We start from the raw sequence: 19,810 nt of genomic DNA, 5'->3' as shown, positions 1-19,810 counted from the left end.
TGGATTAATCATTTGTTAATAAACAAGAATTCATTTATTGAAGGTAGGTTTTTATTTTGCAGGCTAACCTAATGGTTGCTTTGCTTTACGAAAACTTAACTCATTAACTTTTCACACATAACTATCCTGATTGATTATGGCAATTACTGCACAAGATGTTAACAAACTACGTCAAATGACCGGAATGGGGATGATGGACTGTAAACAAGCCCTGACCGAAGCAGATGGAGACTTTGACAAAGCAATTGAAATTTTACGTAAAAAAGGAGAGAAAATCTCTTTGAAACGTGCTGATAACGAGACAAAAGAGGGTGTTGTTTTCATTCAGACAAACGCTGCACAGACTGAATCTGTTATTTTTGGTTTGGCTTGCGAAACAGAATCAGTTGGTAAAAATGCTGAATTCCTAAGCCTGGGTCAGAAAATTCTAGATGTGGCTACATCTACTAAGCCTGCTGATAAAGATGCGTTGGTTGCTTCTAAAATAGATGATCGTACGATCCAGGAATATATCACTGAACTGACTGGTAAAATCGGTGAAAAAATCGATGTGGTTGGTTATGCAATTGTAACAGGAGAGAAAATCATTAGCTACCTGCATAGCAATAGCAAAATTGGTGTATTGGTTGCATTGAAAAACATCAATGGTGCGGAAGTAACAGATGCTGGTAAAGATGTTGCTATGCAAATTGCTGCAATGAAGCCAGTTGCTCTGGATAAAGACGGAGTACCTACTGACGTAATCGAGAAAGAAATTGAAATTGGTAAAGAACAGGCTCGTAACGAAGGTAAACCAGAAGCAATGTTAGAGAAAATTGCTCAAGGCCGTTTGAACAAGTTCTTTAAAGAAAGCACATTGTTGAACCAGGAGTTTATCAAAGATGGTTCTAAAACAGTTGCTCAGATGTTGGATGGTATCAGCAAAGGATTGACAGTTTCCGCTTTCCAACGTGTACAGATCGGATAATATAAATTTAGCGTATTCCTAAAAAATGGCTCACAAGATTATCTTATGAGCCATTTTTTTATCGGTTGCAGATCTTTTTAAATGTACACATAGTACATAATTTAACATTGGAGGTACGTTCAAAGGGCTGAGCTGGATCAAGAAGCTTGAACAGTAATTTCTGCAAATACTCTTCCGAATGTTTAACAAAAGATTCTGGTGTTCCTTCTCCCATTTGCAGGTGATCTTCCAGTAGACCATCTTTCAGGTTTCGAAATGAGTAAATACCTGCAACAAGCTGGCTTTGCTCCAGAGGTATATGACGATCTGCTAACTGAAGGCCTTTATCCTGTGCTACCTTCTTAGCAACAATGTATTTGTAGAGCCATAACTGACGAACTTTACCAGCTTCGCTATCCTGTAATAATAATTCTTCCTGTTCAGAACCATTTGTTTTCAGGTGTTTCTTCTCCACCTTACCTGTCTTGTAATCAATAATTCGTACCTGATTGGCAGTTTTGTCAATACGATCAATTTTGCCTGTAAGCTTTACGTACACAGGATCACCATGTACAAAAGTTTGCAAATCAGCAGTCATTTCTTTTTCTAATCCAAGAATCTCTACTGGAAAGACATTTTCTTCGACCTGTTGTTGCAAAAAGTTCTGAATCAGACGAACAGCAACTTTGTACATCACATGGTTGTATCCACTTTCAATGCTATAATCCGGGTAAGCATTTTCGAATTCATGTCGCACACGTGCTTCTAATTGTGGAAACAGGATCTCCAGGTCTTCTTTCTGAATAGCGGTTTTTCTTTCTGACATCTCACGATCCAGGCTTTCCAGTGTTTTGTGTACCAGATCTCCGAACTTTCCTGCATCAAGTGTTTCTCCAACTTCTTCTTCCATATGTAGCTTGAGTACATGTGCAAAATAGTATTTCAATGAGCATTCAATGAAGGTATTGACATGTGAGGGGTATAGTCCTTCTCCCAGCCTTTCACGTATCTTAGTGAGTATTGGCTCTGATTTTTGCACTTCATAATTGAGCAATACATCACTGAGTTCATTTTCCACAACTCTAACAGTAGGATAGTGGAGTGTAATATTGGGATTATAACGTACTAGCTCGCTTTCTATCTGTTGTATAAAACGACTCTTCTCATTTTTATTGGAATCTGAAGGTTGTGTGTACAATAGGTAAATTGTATCAGAACGTTGCAATAGCCGATAAAAATGGTAGCTCATAACCGCTTCCTGGGTCCGATAAGTAGGAAGCCCAAATTGAGTACTGGCGTCAAATGGAATTAACGATTGCTGCTTTTTACCTTGAGGAAGCGTATTCTCATTGGCAGACAACAAAATAACTGTATCAAAATCCAGTGTACGAGTTTCCAGCATACCCATAATCTGTAGATCGCTGACCGGTTCACCACTGAATGGGATCTTGGTTTGACGAAATAACTCATTAAGAAATAACCTGAATGAGCGTAAAGTAAGCTTTTCTGCATTAGGACGAGCTGCACGATCTTTCATGATATCGTCCAGCCGCTGGACCATTTGACGGAACAGATACAGATATTCAATCTCAAGTGCATCTTTTCGGTCCTGGTATACCTGGCGCAGATGTTCAATCAATTCATAAAAACACTTAAGTGCCTGTTGAGATTCCCCATGCCAAGGAGTAAACAGTGTAAGAAAGAATGGGTGATTTTCTGACAGTGCAAAGAGTTCGTCTGCTGTAAAGAAGACTTTATTATGAAAAGAGATTTGATACAAAATAGTATGCACATAACTATTGTGTTCAGTGCCATCCGCATTTCTCTGACGTTGTAACAGGTAATCATACTGTCGTATGAAGGGATGAGTTAATACTTTAGTTATATATCTGTGACTAAGTTTTACTGTCTTCTGTCCGTCACGTTTTTCAAGATAGGTTAAGTGATGCAGTTCAAATAGTGCCTCAACTAATGTATACAAACCGGAGTTTTTCAGCGATAACCCCATTGTCACATTAAAATCCTTGATTTCTGCTGGGAGAGTATTTAACAATGGCATTAACAGATTTTCATCTGGCAATACAATTGCTGTCATGGCTGACGTTGATTCTTCTTCTATATCTGTAAAATCCAACTGGATCTGTCCATTGGATTTTACAGTCTGGTTTTCCAGTAGCTGGTTGCGGTAAATCTGCATAGCAACTTTTGCCTGAATACTCACATTAGGGACACCAATAATGTAAATGTTTTTAGTCTGATGGAGCAAGTCATGTGATTGCCAGTTCCATTCTCCGAACTCTCCGCTATTTCGGTAATGGCGTAACGTATCACCTGCTTTCACATTCGTATTAGCATCCATGTAGTAGTCATCTGTATCCCATAAAATTTCACCTCTACCTTTCTTTGCCAATTTTGTGAAGATCTTTTGTTCAGACTGACTTAAAGCATTAAACCCAATAAATATGTATTTATAGACAGATTCATTGTCCAATAATATGTCGAGGTTTTCTGCAATGCGACGATACAACATACCTCTATACCCTTTTCCCTGTTCACTGAGACGTTCTTTTAAACGCAGGTAGACGTTGTGCAGATTATTCCAGAGCTTAAAATAATTAGGTAATGTATTGGTAAATGCTTGTGGCGTTCGTCCATCTGGCATGTCAGGTAACCATCGTTCAATGGTTTTGGCTTCAGATAAATACTCAAATAGCTGCGTTGCTTCGATCATGTATTGATCAATATGGTCAAAGTCCTGAAGCAGCGTATAGGCCCAGGAGGTAAACCGGTCAAACTGAATCTTGGGATCTGTTTCTCGGCAGGTGTCAAACAGTAACCAGAGCAGTTGTATGGGATCAATCAGTTCCGCATCTGCTGTCTGAGCTATAAAATCATCTATTGGTTGTATATTGGGAGACCAGACAGGCTGATCTGTTTGCATAGCTAAAGCTCTCTTAAAAAAATAACAGGCACGATTAGTAGGTAATATAACAACCACCTGCTCCAGATTAGCATGGTATTTAGTAAAGATATATTCTGCAGATTGCTCAAGAAACGTTTTATTCATTGACCTCACCCCCATCTCCTTAGCTGTAAGGAGAGTTTTCGATATGCAAAGGAATTTAACTCAGGAAGAAATGAAATGCGAGTTTTTACAAAATTAGGGTTTATCTGCAAGATCTTCCCATTTTAAAGAGTAATTTTCTTATTTTAATGAAAGGAGGGTATAAGAGTAGGGACAGACTGCTAAAATACAGCCTCAGATATCTGAGAAGTTATATAAAAGAAAAGTTAACAGATAGTGTTTTATATTAGGAGGATTTTAAAGAAACGGAAAGTTTTATAATCAGATATATTTAACGTTTGTTAGTCCACTATATGGATTTATTCTCTAATGAAAATCTCAAATAGTTTTTGACATTTGAAGAAACATAGTATATTTCAAAAGTTACTAATAAGGCCTCGGCCTGATTTTATGGATTTATCAGTTAATGTTCCTGCATTTATCTTTCCTACAATATCATTACTCATGCTGGCGTATACGAATCGTTTTATGGCGACTGCCAGCCTGATTCGTAATTTACATGCTCAGTATCAGGATAGTCATGACCCTAAACTAATTGCACAGATCCATAATCTGCGGCAGCGTATTAATTTGATCCGAAACATGCAGGTAGTAGGGGTGATGAGTCTGTTTTTAAGTGTAGTGAGTATGTTTTTGATTTTTAATGAAAGCATGAAATGGGCTACCTATGCTTTTGGAGCTTCCTTAGTAACTCTCATGGTTTCATTGAGTATCTCTGTTGCAGAGATTTATAAGTCAACTAAAGCATTAAATATCCAATTAAGTGATATGGAAGAGAGTCTTCCCTCTGAATTTGGAATAGACTTACCTGATAGAATAAATTTCAAGAAGAAGCATAAATGACACAAGGTGGTAGAGTATTATTAATCATGTGCTGTGTGCCCAATCATTGGCCGAGAAGTTTAATCTTCAGTTGAGATTGACTGGGATTCTGTAAGGTAATGTTCTTGTAATTCCATGACTAGTTTTTGAACTGCTTCTTTGAGGCTAAATGGAGATTCGATAGTGACAGCATTAGTGTACATAAGTAGCCAGTGAGCCATGCCCATAGTAGAGCCTACCAGAAAACGCATGCGTACCTGATTCCCCAGATCTTCTTCTGATACAAATCCATATCCATATCTTTGTGGAGCTGCATAACGCAGTATTTCCTTATCAAAGATAATAACAGCTTCCTCCAGATGTTCAGTCCTGGCAAGACTATCCAGGTAATTTTGAAGAGTATCGGAAGACCGGCTTTTAAATGTTTTGGAAAATGTCAGACTTTTGATCCGATCTACACGGAAGTCCCTGTAATCATTTCGAAGCAGACAATAGGCAATCATATGCCAGTCTGAGTTATAATAGAGCAATCCTACAGGCTCTACTGTTCGTTCGGTAAGTTTTGTATTGTATGAAGAGAAATATTCTATGGTTACTGTCAGGTGTTGGGCTAGTGCCTGTTGAATGTCAGCAAGAAAATGGCTGTCGAAGGTTTGGGGTGCAGTACGTGTATTAGAAACTACTTTTATTCGCTGATCCAGATCTTCCAGACTTTCTTTGGAATGTGACTTTAATACAGATTTGATTTTATATAAAGCTGATTGGAAGGCAGTATCTACTGATTGATCGGCCATATTCTCTATTAATTTAGCTCCTAATAAAAGTGCATGTGCTTCTGTATTAGAAAACATTACAGGAGGTAGATGATATCCTTCCATTAGATAGTAACCTATCCCGGCTTCAGCTCCAATGGGGACTCCTCCTTCCTCTAAAGCCCGTATATCCCGGTATACAGTACGTAAGCTAATCTCAAACCGATCTGCAATCTCCTGTGCTTTTACAATTCGTTTGCTTTGTAACTGGGTCAGGATAGCCTGTAAGCGATCTATACGGTTCATATTTATTTCTGATAAAAGGTTACAAATACAAAAATAATAGGATTTTGGCAGCATACACTTTTTATATTTCCTAGCTTCCTTACCATTCATCCATATTTTTTTCCTTTCAACCTATGAAGAATACTTATCTTATAAAGTACCTTGTTTTGCATAGTACCTTCTTTTACCTTTGTGATGTTCAGTAAATAAAACAACGAGTGAATAACACTATGGCAGTTTGATTCATCAATGCTTTTATCATTCAATTAGTGAGAACATATGAACGTCGAAAATACACAAGTGCAGATGCGTAAAGGGATTCTGGAGTTCTGCATACTTCATATCATATCCCGTGGGGAAGTTTACGCATCCGATATGCTGGAGGAGCTGACTGCTGCTAAGATTATGGTAGTGGAAGGGACACTATATCCTTTATTAACACGATTAAAGAATGCAGGATTAGTTGAATACAAATGGGTTGAATCAGTTTCTGGCCCTCCTCGCAAGTATTATACACTTACAGACACAGGCAAACAGTTTCTTATAGAGCTACAAAAGACATGGGAGGAACTGGTATCTTCTACACAGCAGATAATCCAGCATAAGAATGGGAATACTTCAAACGGAAATCTATTTTCAGAAGAAGAATATGCTCCTTAGAGAAAATAGTCAGGTTACCAGCTGTTACGATATTCATAAATAATTGATAATCAAACTTAGTATAGATCAGAATCTATTGCAGTCGGCTTCCAAACTTTATACATATGAAAAAGACAATCAGTATTAATATAAGTGGTATGATCTTCTACATTGAAGAAGACGGGTATGAGAAACTGAAGAGTTATTTGTCCGGAGTACAACGCTATTTTTCCAATTATGAGGACGGAGTAGAGATTATATCAGATATTGAAAACAGAATCGCTGAAATATTTTCCGGTAAGCTAAATGCCGGCAAACAGGTAATTACATCTGAAGATGTAGATAATTTGATCGCCACAATGGGTAATATTCCTGATTTTGAGGCGATCGCTGACGAAGAACTTGCTACTACAACTACGAAAACTAAACAGAACAACAACGCTTACAATGAGGCTGCTAGCTTGAACAATGCCAAACCCAAACGATTATTTCGGGATCTCGACAGAAAGGTGCTGGGAGGTGTTTGTTCAGGCATAGCTGCTTATTTTGAAATTGACCCTGTCTGGATACGCCTTTTATTTGTAGGAACATTACTGGATTTATTCTTCTTGCCAGGTTCTTTCTCAGGTACTGCATTCGTTGCCTATGTTGTACTTTGGATTGTAGTTCCTGGTTCGAGAAGTCTGGAAGAGAGCCAGCCTTTTAAGAAATTATATCGTAATCCTGATAATCGTACTCTAGGTGGAGTATGTAGTGGGCTTGCTGCTTATTTTAATACTGATGTGACCATTATCCGGTTGTTATTTGTGTTGGCAGTATTATTATTTGGAACAGGTATCCTTCTATACATTGTATTATGGATTAGTATGCCAGAGGCAAAATCTCTTACAGAAAAGATGGAGATGCAAGGGGAGCCTGTGACATTAACCAATATAGAGGCCAATGTAAAAAAAAACATTCAAGGTGATGTAAATGCTCCTGAGAATACAGCCACTAAAATTATCCTGTTTCCGTTTCGGGCAATAGCTGCCATCTTTGAAGCATTAGGAAAAGTGTTAGGACCTTTGGCGGTTTTTCTGGTAGAAGCTGCACGAATATTTGCAGGGTTAATGGTGGTTATCATAGCTGTATCCTTGTTGTTTGCTGCTCTTATATTTCTAGGTATAGGAATTGGATGGGATGCTCCTGATTCAATTGTTGTGGGTAGTATGCCGGTAGCTATGTTTCATAACACATTCCCGTTCTTTGGCTGGCTGGCTGCATTTGCTGGCATGGGAATTCCTGCCATATTTTTGGGAGTCATTGGCCTGAGTTTATTGTCAAAACGTGTTGTATTGAATCAACCTGTTGGTTGGACACTATTTAGCCTCTGGATATTGGCACTTTTGGGAGTTGCGTTTACAGTTCCTAGAGTAATAAATGAATTCAGACGAGAGGCTACCTTTGAAAAAACTACAGAATACACGGTTGGTGACAAAGGTTTATTTATTGATCTAAATGATGTTGGTGATGACTGGAATCAACGTGCCAGACTGGAGATTGAAGGGTTTAGTGGGAACGAACCTAAACTGGAACAGAAATTTGAAGCAAGAGGATCTTCAAGAGAAGATGCCCAGGAAAATGCTCAGATGATAGACTATAATGTAGTGCAAAGAGATACAACACTGATCTTTGATTCTCATTTTGAATATAAGAAAGGGGCAAAATTTCGTCACCAGGAATTACATATGAAGTTATATGTTCCTTATGGAAAGAAATTCCGGATGGACCCTGAACTGGAGAATATTCTTGAGAATACATTATATCGGAATGGATATAATACCTCACAAATGAACGGAAATATTTTCCAGTTTACGGAGAGAGAAGGATTGGTTTGTATTACATGTAACCAGGGAAAAGAGTTTGATAATGAGGAATTTTATAGCAATAGTACCAGACGTGATTACAGAGATTTTAAACACTTACGTATTAGAGGACCTTTTCAGGTGATTGTTGAGCAGGACGATAGATATCGAGTAGCTATAGAAGGTAATGATGACGACATTGATGATGTTGAATTTGATAAGAATGGAGATGAGCTGGAAATTACCTGGAGAAAGCCTTTGTTTAAATGGGAAGAGTGGAACCGGGAGGAAGGGCCACGTTTAACAATACATATTACTATGCCTGATGCAGAAGGGTTCGATTTCTCAGGTGCAACTTCATTTGAGGTACATAATTTTGATGATTTACATGACCTGGATATTGATATCTCTGCAGGTGCAAGAGGTGAAATAGATGTAGATGCTGATGAATTAAAGGTAGATGTAAGTTCTGCCGGACAATTAACTTTAAGAGGAAACACAAAAGATCTGAATGTTGACGTGACCAGCGCCGCTCAGCTATCAGCATTTGACCTGGAAGCCGAGAATGCTGATGTTAATGCAAATAGCGGCGCTTCTGTTGAACTTAATGTAAATCAACAGTTGGAGGCAAATGCCAATAGTGGTGGCCACATCCGCTACCGTGGCGATGCTCGCGTAAATGGTAAAGCAAATAGTGGAGGCTCTATTGATAAAGAATAGATTTGCTCCTGTTTGTTACAAAAAAAGCAAGCCAAACGATCGTTTGGCTTGCTTTTTTTGTAACTTGTTTATTATGAGAGGGGAACGAAAAAAGACATATGATTCAGAAGGGCATAAAGCTTTACGAAAAGAGTTAATCAATAGCTTGACTGAGAAAGGAATTACCTCTTCAGAGGTGTTGGAGGCAATAGAGAGAGTGCCACGGCATTTCTTTGTACCCATAAGAACATCACCCGAAGATGCCTATGCTGATCATGCACTGCAAATCGGCGAGGGGCAGACAATTTCTCAACCATATACAGTAGCCTATCAGACACAGTTGCTGGATATTAAGGAAGGGAATAAAATTTTAGAAATAGGTACAGGGTCTGGGTATCAGGCTGCAGTATTGTACCAATGGCCAATTGAACTGTATACAATAGAACTTAATCAAACACTTTATCAAAGAACTAAAGAATTATTTGACCAATTAAATTATTCTATTCACATATTTTTGGGCGATGGATCGTTGGGATTGCCAACTTATGCGCCATTTGATCGTATACTGGTTACAGCAGGTGCACCATCTATTCCTGAGGATTTATTACATCAATTGAGTCCTGGTGGGAAACTAGTGATACCTGTAGGACAACCTAAAACCCAGAAGATGTATCGAATAACATGTAATGTTTTTCAACAGTTTGATACAGAAATATTTGACTTATTTAGTTTTGTGCCTCTTTTGGGTAAATACGGTTGGAAATAATTTTTGATTTTTTTGATATTCCGTTATTTTTGTTCGCAATTACGCTGTGCTAACCATTTTTTTATGAGAAAAGATATTTTACACTTTACATGTGGATTCGTTTTATTGGCATTTTTTCTGGCTACAAGTGTAGCCGAAGCCCAGAGATCCCGCCAACGGGGGCCTTTGCGAAATTCCCGCTTGTATAGTGGGCTTAGCAACTATGGAGTAATGAAGCTTTCTGTTGGAGTAGGAAGCGCAACTTACTTTGGTGATTTGTGTGAAACAGGAGATTGTATAAGCGTAAGACCTTACTTTAATCTGGGATTTGATTATCGTTTTGGCGGACGGGTTCGCGCACGTATGGAAGGTGCTTATTTTCGCTTAGCATCAACTGATGCAGGAGGGAAAAATGCTGTACGGAATTTGTCTTTTCGTTCAGGAAATATAGAAGTAGCAGCTACTGGTATATTTGAGTTTTATTCCTATAATAAATTCTTTAACCAACGTCCTCTTTTCAGTCCTTACTTATTTGCTGGTATAGGTGTTAGCTATTTTACTCCCCGTACCAAGTATCAGGGAAGTTGGTATACCCTGCCCCGTTATGATACAGAAGGTGTAGACTATAGCCAATTTACACCTGTGATTCCTTTTGGCTTTGGTGTACAGATCGCATTGGCAAATGAATGGGATTTAAGCCTTGAAGTTGGCTATCGGAAGATATTTACAGACTATCTGGATGATGTAAGTACGGTTTATCAGAACAATGCAACAATGGATCCGATTGCTGCTGCATTAGCAGACCGGACAAAAGAATTGGGTAGTGCCGCTCCTACCTATGACTCAAATGATAAAATTCACTGGAACGAAGGACATAAGAGAGGTAATCCTGATAGAAAAGATTCTTATATTATTGTTGCTGCGAAATTAGAATATACAATCAATCCATTGGTTAAAACCCGCCGCAGTAACGTTAAATTCAGAAGACCTAAATTTTCTGGTGGTACAGGCGGTTCTCGTCAGAAGAAAAGAAGGTAGATCAGATACATATATTGTGTGAGGCAGTCTGGATAAATACAGACTGCCTTTTTATTTTGGTATAAATCGTTTTACCTTCGCATCCATATTAAAATGGCCTTCTAAATGACAGAGAAAAAACTTGTTAAAGAGTCACTTACCACAATGACCGAAATGGTATTTCCTAATCATACCAACGGTTTAAATAATCTAATGGGAGGGTGGCTGATGTACTGGATGGATATTGTAGCTGCTATAGCTGCTCAGCGACATGCCAGTGCAATTGTAGTAACAGCTTCTGTAGATAATATCTCTTTCTCAGAACCTATTAAGGTAGGAGATGTAGTAACGCTAAGAGCACAAGTTACCCGTGCCTTTAATACCTCAATGGAGGTATATATTGAGGCGTGGACGGAAAATATCCCTAATCGTCGAAAGTTGGCTACCAATAAAGCTTTTTTTACATTTGTTGCTTTGGATAAAGATGGTAAACCAACGGCAGTACCTGAGGCAGTACCTGAAACAGATGGAGAAAAAGCTTTGTTTGATGGGGCTTTACGCAGACGTCAGTTACGGTTGATTCTGGCTGGACGTATGACTCCCAATGATGCAAATGAACTGAAAGCAATTTTTGATATAAAAGAATAAATGAAATGCCCCTCATCAGAGGGGCATTTCATTTATTGCATAGCACTGTAATATAATGTGGAAGTATTTTCAGGTTTTAATGTTTCGATTGCCATTTGATGAAGGGTGGCAGGTGTAATAGCTTCGATTCGTTCTGTCTCCCGATTAACCTCTTCAACATCTCCCATATTAGCATAAAAGGCAAGGTTCATTGCCCGATTAAGTAGCTCTACTTCTGAATAGATCAGAGAGGATTCAGCTTGGTTCTTCACTTTTGTTACCTCTGCTTCTGGAATACCATCTGCTACTATTTCTTCTATAATTTCCTGAATCGCAGCATCCGCTTTTTCCAAAGAAATACCACCATTGATCTGTCCCTGAATTACCATGAGGCCAGGATCTATAGAGTTAAGTGTATAAGCAGATATATTACTGAAAAGTTTCTGATCCTTAACCAGATTATCATACAAGCGAGATGACTTTCCTCTCCCGAGAATGTCACTTAGCAGATCCGCATTGAAATAGGCTGAAACCTCTGTTTTTCCTGCAATATGAAATGCTTTATAAATGGCATTCAACGGTACAGGAGCCTCTACTGCAAGTTTGCGTTCAGCAGTTTGTATAGGTTCTTTAGGCAACTCACGAACATACGGTTTTCCGGCAGGAATAGGCTCAAACCATTTTTTGCACAATTGCTTTACTTGTTCTAAGGTTATATCTCCTGCAACAACCAGAACCGCATTATTGGGCAAATAGTACTTATAAAAAAAGTCCTGTACGTTCTGTAAAGTAGCTTGTTCTATATGAGAAATATCTTTTCCAATAGTCGCCCAGCGATAGGGGTGTACTTCATAGGCTAGTGGCCGAAGTTTTAACCATACATCTCCATAAGGTTGATTAAGATATCGCTGTTTGAACTCTTCTATCACCACTTTTTGCTGAACTTCCAATACCTTTGGATCAAAAGAAAGACTCAGCATCCGATCACTTTCAAGCCAGAAAGCCGTTTCGATATTAGCTGCTGGCAATGTGATATAATAATTGGTAATATCAGGAGAAGTGAACGCATTGTTTTCTCCACCTACTAATTGTAAAGGTTCATCATAGGATGGAATGTGTTTACTACCACCAAACATGAGGTGCTCAAAAAGATGTGCAAACCCCGTTCGATTTTCATATTCATCTCTTGATCCCACATTATAAAGTATGTTCACTGCCGCCATGGGTGTACTATGATCTTCATGTACATATACCTGTAAACCGTTGTCTAATATAAAATTTTGATAATGAATCATGATAATTTCGTTGGTTTTAAGATTCTATTTCAGGCAACCTATACTGCTAAACCCTGATATGTTAAAAAGGTTGCACAACCCGAAAGAAATTGAAAATTATGAATATAAACAAATGAACCTTTAAAGTAGTAATTTCTTATAACCCATACTTCAGAAAAGTATGAGTTGAATTTCTAAAAAACATTTGCACATTTGCGATACGCTATTGTTTTACCTATATGAAATTTGATCGCAAGCATTACTCTGATGATACATTACATAACCTCTATCATGCTTTGGTAAAACCTAGGCTAATAGAGGAAAAAATGCTGATTTTGCTTCGGCAGAACCGTGTTTCAAAATGGTTTTCCGGTATAGGTCAGGAAGCTATTGCTGTGGGCGCCACTGCTGCTCTGGAATCAGATGAATATGTATTGCCCTTACATCGCAACTTGGGCGTATTTACGGTGCGTAATTGTCCGTTGCCTAAATTGTTCGCACAATGGCAGGGGAAGAAGGAGGGGTACACAAAAGGAAGAGACCGGTCTTTTCATTTTGGGACACACGATGAACATATTGTTGGTATGATTTCTCATCTGGGCCCTCAGTTGGCTGTGGCATGTGGAATAGCTCTGGCAGATAAACTGGCTGAGAATCCGAAGGTTACCCTGGTATTTAGTGGAGATGGAGGAGCAAGTGAAGGTGATTTCCATGAAGCATTAAATGTGGCAGCTGTATGGGATCTGCCTGTTATTTTTTTAGTAGAGAATAATGGATATGGACTCTCTACACCCAACAGCGAACAGTTCAGATGTCGTTCCTTTATTGATAAAGGAATTGGTTATGGAATGGATGCATTTCAGGTAGATGGTAACAATATTCTTGAGGTATATGACACTGTGCAGCAACTGGCGCGTAATTTAAGGAAAAGACCTCGTCCGGTTTTGCTGGAAGCGTTGACCTTCCGAATGCGGGGGCATGAAGAAGCTTCGGGCACAAAGTATGTGCCTCAGGAGCTTTTTGAGGAATGGGGAAAAAAAGACCCAGTTTTAAATTATGAGAACTATATATTGGAACAAAATATTTTGACAACTGATGAAATTGAGAAAGTGCGTCAGAATATCCGACAGGAGATAGAACAGGCATTGTCTATGGTTTTCGATCTTCCTGAAGTCAATATAGATACAGAGGAAGAAATGGCAGATATGTATTATACTCGTGTCACTTCAGGGAACCCTTCTAATGAGAATCCGCCAGCAGGTGAGCGGGCAATCCGATTTGTTGATGCTATTTCTGAATCATTGCGGCAAAGTATGGAGCAGTTTCCGGAACTGATACTTATGGGGCAGGATATTGCAGATTATGGCGGGGTATTCAAGATTACAGATGGTTTCGTAAGCAAGTTTGGTAAAGACCGAGTTCGTAATACGCCCTTGTGTGAATCTGCAATTTTAGGTGCTTCATTGGGTTTATCTATCAAAGGATATAAGGCTATGGTAGAAATGCAGTTTGCCGATTTTGTAACAAGTGGATTCAATCAGATTGTTAATAATCTGGCAAAGAGCCATTATCGATGGGGACAAAATGCAGATGTGGTTGTACGAATGCCTACTGGGGCTAATACTGCGGCAGGGCCCTTTCACTCTCAGTCCAATGAAGCGTGGTTTTTTCACACTCCTGGATTAAAGGTAGTATATCCTTCTAATCCCTATGATGCCAAAGGATTATTAAATGCTGCATTAGCTGATCCTAACCCATATTTATATTTCGAACACAAATATCTTTACCGATCTATTTCTGGTCCAGTCCCTGAAGAATATTATACAGTACCTATTGGAAAAGCTGCCTTGGTAAGTGAAGGTGAGGATCTAACAATTGTAACCTATGGATTATGTGTACACTGGGCAAAAGAAATTATTGCTGAGTTGGGAGTAGATGTCTCTGTTGATATCATTGATCTGCGTACTTTATTGCCCTGGGACAAAGAAGCCGTAGCAAAGAGTGTCCAAAAAACAGGCCGCATCTTAGTAGTACATGAAGACACACTTTCAGGAGGAATCGGAGCAGAGATTGCTGCCTGGATAGGCGAAAATTGTTTTATGTATTTGGATGCACCTGTTATGCGTGAAGGTAGTCTGGATACGGCAGTACCGTTTTCTCCTGCATTGGAGAAAAACTTTCTACCTCGAAAACGTATGGAGGAAAAGATTAAGAAATTACTGGCTTATTGATTTAAAAGACCCGCAAACAAAAAATCACACAGAACGTTTGAATCTGACAAACGGCCTGTGTGATTTTTTACAAAGTTATTTACCCTATATTTTTTGCTGGTACTAGATAATTCAGAAAAGGCAACTTTCAGAACTTATTTTTTCTTTTTCCCCATGGTAGACTTATTTCCAGAGCTACCCAACCACAATAATCCGTCTATAATCAACTTGTTTTGTGTCTCGTTGGCAAATGTAAAGGATAGCTCCTTATTGGTGCCATGCTCATAATCTATATCATTGTGACCCATATTAAGATATATCATCTTGTATTTTTTGTTAGTCCAGATTACAGGATAGTATCCACTATGCCATATTTCATGGGGTTTAGGTCCGGTGCCTAGGGGAAAGCTGGTTGAATCAATAGATAATAGTATGTCAATATCTGGATTCTTGCGCAAATCATTGCTCCAGCGATACCATTCATTGGGAGAAGATTTAAAAGTAACAGGCAAATTTTGAACAGCAGGATGCCTAGGTTTTTCTACGCGTAATACGGCTGAAGTGGGTCTCCATGTGTTACTGCCATATGATCCTGAACCAAGAAATGTATTGTGGTACCAGTCCCAGTTTTGGGGATAGGTAGATGGCGTCAGCGCAAAGCCTGCAAAATGAAAACCCATCCATGCACCCCCATTTTCCATGTATTTTTGAAATGCTTTCCGTTGGGCAGGGAGTTCCGGACGTGTGTCCAGAAATAACACTACCTGATAGCCAGATAAAAAGTTCTCATTCAGATTGTTCCAGTTAGAAGTAGTGTCGTATGTAAAATTGTATTTGTCTGCCATTTGAGGAAACCACTTATTGGCTTCGTGAACGAAACTGATATGAGCCTGATCGTTCTTTGCTGTATAAAAGGCAATTGCTTTGAATTTGGAAGTTGCTGTTTGAGCCTGAAGTAGACAAAGACCTGTAAGAAAGTAAATACATATTTGTAATACTGGTTGCAAAAAGTGTGTGAGTGGTTTCATACTAATGTGTGAGTAGTTTACTAATTTGGGTTATAACTGAGAGTACAATTTTAAAATCCAAAGGAAAGACCTGCGGTGAGGGCTTCCTGATAATTCTTTTCATTGAATCTATAATAGTAAGGTGATTTATGTGGTCCTACACTTTTTCGTTCTTCTAACTTTTCTAAAATACCCAATCCCATTATTTTCTTTTGGAAATTGCGGCGATCCAAAGGTTTGTCTAATATTGTTTCATATAGTTTCTGTAATTCGGGCATAGTAAACTTATCCGGAAGCAGATTATATCCAATAGGTTGGTAATGTAGTTGTGATTGAAGTGTCAGCAACGCCAGATTTATCATATGATCATGGTCAAAAATTAGTGCTGGTAGTTGATGAATGTCCCACCAAACACATTCTTCTGTAAAAAGATCAGGTGTAGGAGTTGCTTTTGAAAATTCTACCAAGGCATAGTATCCAATGGATACAATTCTTTCCATTAACCAGTTATTAGGTGGTATAGGTATTTGTACAGCATTGAGAAAATACTGACTACTTTGCGTTTTCAGACGATCCGGATCTCCAAATGTCTGGTACTGCTTCAAAAATATTTTATCTAGGCCAGTCCGTTCTTTCAAAATACGTTGTGCTGCTATGTCAATGTGTTCATTCCGCTGTATATGTCCACCTGGTAATGCCCATCCATCCAGATATTTTGACCGCAAAAGCAGAATCTTTAATTGATTGTCATGAAATCCAAACACTGCACAGTCTATTGATAGGTGTGGAACGTAATTAAGATGGCCATTAAAAATGAAGTCGTGTAGTTCTGTTGTTACATTCATACTGAACAAATCTAATATTTTTTATTGCGTAACTAATACATTCTATATTTTTTAGTATTATTGTGTATTAAGTACGCAATAAAAATTTTCTGAGTCAACTTCTTGCCTTATAACGATTACAATCTCCCGTTCTAACACCTGTTTATCTTTCATATTTAATTCTTTTTTTATGACCAATTATACTCTTTCACTATGGTCAATTACGCGAATGGTCTTCCCAGGTATTATTGCTTTGGGTTTATGGAATTATCATTCCAAGCCAGAAACCATCCAGACTGTAGTACAGCCTACTCCACCTGAAGAGAATCGTTTTACCAAGATTGTTCTGGCAGAAAAGCTGGATGAACCTATGGAAATGGCACCCTTACGTGATGGAAGGGTATTGTTTATTGAACGGAAAGGTAATGTAAAGCTTTACAGTCCAGACACAAAGCAGGTAAAAGTGATTACAACAATACCTGTGAGTACCAAATACACAGATAAGGAAGGAAAGCAAACAGAAGCTGAGGATGGATTGCTGGGACTAACTCTCGACCCAGGCTTTGAACAGAATCATTGGTTGTATCTTTATTATTCACCTGCAGGAGAAACGTCTGAAAATATATTAGCCAGATACGAACTGAGAGGCGATGAACTGGTGATGGATTCAAAGAAGGTTATTCTCCATGTTGCCACACAAAGAGAACAATGTTGCCATACAGGAGGATCTATGGCATTTGATGGAAAAGGAAATCTATTTCTTTCTACTGGAGATAATACAAGTCCACGGGCAACAGGATTTAGCCCTTTGGATGAACGACCAGGACGTAACCCCTGGGATGCACAGAAATCGTCCAGCAATACCAATGACTTACGTGGAAAAGTACTTCGTATCCATCCAGAACCAGATGGTAGTTATACTGTTCCGGAAGGTAATTTGTTTCCCAAAGGTACTGCCAAGACTCGTTCTGAAATTTATACGATGGGGCATCGCAATCCCTATCGTATCTCAGTAGATAAAAAGACTGGCTATCTGTATTGGGGGGATGTAGGAGCTGATTCCGGGGTAGATTCTACCGGGCGGGGAGCCAGAGGTCATGATGAATTTAATCAGGCAAAACAACCAGGTAATTTTGGCTGGCCTTATTTTCAGGGAAATAATAAACCTTTTTGGGATTATGATTTTGCTACCGGAAAATCTGGCTCTCCTTTTGATCCTACCAAACCTGTTAATAATTCTCCTAACAACACCGGACTTACTGAGTTACCTCCTGCCCAGAATGCTATGATTTGGTATCCTGCCAATGAGTCAATTCTTTTTCCTCAATTGGGCAAAGGAGGACGTAGTGCTATGGCAGGCCCTGTCTATTATAAAGATGATTTTCGTACTGCCAAACGAGCTTTTCCTGACTATTACAATGGCAAACTGTTCATCTATGAATGGATGCGGGGGTGGATTCTAGCTGTGACATTGGATGAAGATGGAAATTATCTGCGTACAGAACCTTTTATGCCATCACACAAATTTTCGAACCCCATTGAACTGGAGTTTGGACCAGAAGGTGACTTGTATATGCTGGAATATGGAACTGGGTGGTTTCAAGGCAATGACGATGCTCGGTTAGTACGGATTGAGTACAATGGTGGTAATCGGAAACCTATCGTGGAAGCTACCGTCGATAAGAAAATAGGAGCCAATCCTCTGGCTGTTAAGTTTTCTTCAGAAGGAACACAGGATTATGATCGCGATGTGCTTACATACGACTGGTCTATTACAGACAAAAAGGGGATGTCTGTACAGTCATTTAAAGAACCTAACCCTGCATTTACTTTCACAAAGCCAGGTGTGTATAACGTGGTACTTACTGTATCAGATGGGAAAGGTGAACCCTCTACCCGTTCAATGGAGATTGTTGCTGGAAATGAAGCACCTAAACTCACTTTTTCTATGAATAAGGGAAATCGGTCATTTTATTTCCCCAATAAGCCATTTGAATACGCCGTTGCTGTAACAGATAAAGAAGATGGCAGCCTGGCCAATGGAAAGATTTTACCTGCTCAGGTAGCTGTTACCATAGATTATCTGAAAGATGGAGTAGATCCTGTAGAAATCGAGGCTGGCCATCGTACTGCTGAAGCTTCAGCTTCATTGGCTACTGGCAAGAAATTGATGGATGCCAACGACTGCAGGTCTTGCCATTTTGTAGATAAGAAATCTGTTGGACCTGCTTATCAGTTAGTTGCACAAAAGTACAAAGGTAACCCTCAGGCCATAGATCGCTTAACTACCAAAGTAGTACAGGGTGGTGGTGGTGTTTGGGGAGATGCAGTTATGCCTGCACATCCGCAATTATCTGTTTCAGATGCCAAAGAGATTGTGCAGTATGTGCTTAGTCTGGGAGACTCCAAAGCCGCAGCAGTGTCGTTGCCTGTAAAAGGAAGCTATACTCCTAAAGCTACTACAGGTAATGATCAGGGAGCATATATTATCAGGGCAGCCTATAAAGATAAAGGTGCCAATGGCGTACCATCTGCCAGTGCAGAAGATGTACTGGTATTGCGTAATCCATCTGTTCCTGCTGGCAATGCAGATAAATCAGGAGGAGTTCAGAAATTTAAGCTTCCTGAGCCACCTGTTGAAATGGTAATTGCTATGGCACCTGATAACTACATTGGATTTAGCAAGACTGATCTGACAGGTATAGACCATGTTACTTTTGTTGTAAGTGCCCCTGTTCAGCAATTAAATGCTGCAGGAGGAGTTATTGAAGTGTATCTGGATTCCCCAACAGGACCGATGATTGGACAAAGTCCCGCTATAGTACCTAAAGATACACCAATTACAGGAACTTCATTTACGCCTGATATGGTCAATGCCAAACTTACTCCTACTCAGGGTATTCATGATGTATACTATGTATTTAAGAATGATAAGTCTGGCGGAAAACCATTATTTATTGTTTTAACGCTGCAATATAGTGCGGGAGAGAGTGTTGCATCTGGAAAGTAATGTAAAAGAGAAGTGATATAAACT

14 protein-coding genes are annotated in these 19,810 nt (G+C 39.1%); 9 read left to right on the top strand and 5 right to left on the bottom strand.

The window, feature by feature from the left end; all coding sequences use genetic code 11:
- The first annotated feature begins 136 nt into the window (after positions 1 to 136).
- A complete protein-coding gene (tsf, locus tag QNI22_RS15880) occupies positions 137 to 967 on the top strand; it encodes a translation elongation factor Ts (protein ID WP_314512058.1) in 831 nt (276 codons plus the stop codon).
- Between the two features lie 58 nt (positions 968 to 1,025).
- Here tsf and QNI22_RS15875 read toward each other — a convergent pair whose 3' ends face one another.
- Positions 1,026 to 4,013, bottom strand: coding sequence for a PD-(D/E)XK nuclease family protein (locus tag QNI22_RS15875; RefSeq protein WP_314512056.1), 2,988 nt, complete (start codon positions 4,011 to 4,013; stop codon positions 1,026 to 1,028).
- A 408-nt stretch (positions 4,014 to 4,421) separates the two neighbouring features.
- Between QNI22_RS15875 and QNI22_RS15870 the strand changes: the two genes are divergently transcribed.
- On the top strand, positions 4,422 to 4,874 hold the full coding sequence (locus QNI22_RS15870) for a DUF2721 domain-containing protein (protein ID WP_314512054.1): 453 nt from the start codon (positions 4,422 to 4,424) through the stop codon (positions 4,872 to 4,874).
- Between the two features lie 59 nt (positions 4,875 to 4,933).
- Here QNI22_RS15870 and QNI22_RS15865 read toward each other — a convergent pair whose 3' ends face one another.
- Positions 4,934 to 5,911 (bottom strand): helix-turn-helix transcriptional regulator, encoded by a 978-nt coding sequence (locus tag QNI22_RS15865; RefSeq protein ID WP_314512053.1) that lies wholly within the window; start codon positions 5,909 to 5,911, stop codon positions 4,934 to 4,936.
- 258 nt (positions 5,912 to 6,169) lie between these two features.
- Here QNI22_RS15865 and QNI22_RS15860 point away from each other — a divergent pair, with 258 nt between their 5' ends.
- The 5 genes from QNI22_RS15860 to QNI22_RS15840 all read left to right on the top strand — a co-directional run bounded on the left by QNI22_RS15860 (position 6,170) and on the right by QNI22_RS15840 (position 11,482).
- Positions 6,170 to 6,550 (top strand): PadR family transcriptional regulator, encoded by a 381-nt coding sequence (locus tag QNI22_RS15860; protein WP_314512051.1) that lies wholly within the window; start codon positions 6,170 to 6,172, stop codon positions 6,548 to 6,550.
- A gap of 104 nt (positions 6,551 to 6,654) precedes the next feature.
- A complete protein-coding gene (locus QNI22_RS15855; protein ID WP_314512049.1) occupies positions 6,655 to 9,093 on the top strand; it encodes a PspC domain-containing protein in 2,439 nt (812 codons plus the stop codon).
- Between the two features lie 73 nt (positions 9,094 to 9,166).
- Complete coding sequence (locus tag QNI22_RS15850; RefSeq protein ID WP_314512047.1) at positions 9,167 to 9,838, top strand: protein-L-isoaspartate(D-aspartate) O-methyltransferase; 672 nt, start codon at positions 9,167 to 9,169, stop codon at positions 9,836 to 9,838.
- Between the two features lie 63 nt (positions 9,839 to 9,901).
- Positions 9,902 to 10,855, top strand: a complete 954-nt coding sequence (locus tag QNI22_RS15845; RefSeq protein ID WP_314512045.1) for a DUF6089 family protein — start codon at positions 9,902 to 9,904, stop codon at positions 10,853 to 10,855.
- A 105-nt stretch (positions 10,856 to 10,960) separates the two neighbouring features.
- Positions 10,961 to 11,482, top strand: a complete 522-nt coding sequence (locus QNI22_RS15840) for an acyl-CoA thioesterase (protein ID WP_314512044.1) — start codon at positions 10,961 to 10,963, stop codon at positions 11,480 to 11,482.
- Positions 11,483 to 11,514: 32 nt separating this feature from the next.
- On the opposite strand, the gene QNI22_RS15835 is transcribed toward QNI22_RS15840, so the two are convergent.
- On the bottom strand, positions 11,515 to 12,756 hold the full coding sequence (locus tag QNI22_RS15835) for a M16 family metallopeptidase (protein ID WP_314512042.1): 1,242 nt from the start codon (positions 12,754 to 12,756) through the stop codon (positions 11,515 to 11,517).
- 218 nt (positions 12,757 to 12,974) lie between these two features.
- Between QNI22_RS15835 and QNI22_RS15830 the strand changes: the two genes are divergently transcribed.
- On the top strand, positions 12,975 to 14,966 hold the full coding sequence (locus tag QNI22_RS15830; protein ID WP_314512040.1) for an alpha-ketoacid dehydrogenase subunit alpha/beta: 1,992 nt from the start codon (positions 12,975 to 12,977) through the stop codon (positions 14,964 to 14,966).
- A 134-nt stretch (positions 14,967 to 15,100) separates the two neighbouring features.
- Here QNI22_RS15830 and QNI22_RS15825 read toward each other — a convergent pair whose 3' ends face one another.
- Together QNI22_RS15825 and QNI22_RS15820 are read right to left on the bottom strand one after the other, a co-directional pair.
- Positions 15,101 to 15,973 carry a ThuA domain-containing protein gene (locus QNI22_RS15825; protein ID WP_314512039.1) on the bottom strand — a complete coding sequence of 291 codons (873 nt, stop codon included), beginning with the start codon at positions 15,971 to 15,973 and terminating at the stop codon, positions 15,101 to 15,103.
- Between the two features lie 50 nt (positions 15,974 to 16,023).
- Entirely contained in the window at positions 16,024 to 16,797 is a 774-nt protein-coding gene (locus QNI22_RS15820) for an NUDIX hydrolase (RefSeq protein WP_314512038.1), read from the bottom strand.
- Positions 16,798 to 16,966: 169 nt separating this feature from the next.
- Between QNI22_RS15820 and QNI22_RS15815 the strand changes: the two genes are divergently transcribed.
- Positions 16,967 to 19,786: a PQQ-dependent sugar dehydrogenase gene (locus QNI22_RS15815; protein ID WP_314512036.1), complete on the top strand. Its 2,820-nt coding sequence runs from the start codon at positions 16,967 to 16,969 to the stop codon at positions 19,784 to 19,786.
- The last annotated feature ends 24 nt before the right edge of the window (positions 19,787 to 19,810 follow it).

This window comes from Xanthocytophaga agilis (assembly GCF_030068605.1).
Lineage (GTDB): Bacteria > Bacteroidota > Bacteroidia > Cytophagales > 172606-1 > Xanthocytophaga > Xanthocytophaga agilis.
This window is presented reverse-complemented; position numbering and strand designations above follow the sequence as displayed.